Annotated in this window: 1 pseudogene; it reads right to left on the reverse strand. The window is 63.1% G+C overall.

Features of this window, described 5'->3' with window-relative positions:
- Positions 1–349, reverse strand: a pseudogene (locus tag AC04SF_RS37535) (GMC family oxidoreductase); the annotation flags it as partial.
- Between the last annotated feature and the right edge of the window lie 17 nt (positions 350–366).

A 366-nucleotide genomic window follows, 5' to 3' on the forward strand; every position in this document is an offset into this window, starting at 1 on the left:
CTCCGTGCTGCTGTGCAAAGGCGCTGACAACCGTCGCCTTGCGACCGTTGAAAGGGCGCGACAAGGCGGCCTGCGGAGTCGGGAAGGCGTTCCAGCCAAGCGCGTCGCAGCCCTTGATGAACTTCTGTGCATAGCGCGAGATCGGCATTGGCGGACACGGATAGCCGCCCGAGCGGCGCGACTCGAATTTGTTGGCGCCAGGCTGACCAGATACGCCGAACGCCCATTCGACTTTGAGGTAGTATGGCTCCAGCTCGTCATAGGTGATCGGCCAGTCGGCAAGGCTGGTCCCCGGCAGGTTGCCGGCCACCGTGCGCAGGCGGAAATCATTCTCAGTGAAACGCGGCAACCAGCCCTGCCAATGGA

The sequence above is a fragment of the Mesorhizobium sp. CNPSo 4671 genome (assembly GCF_057784245.1).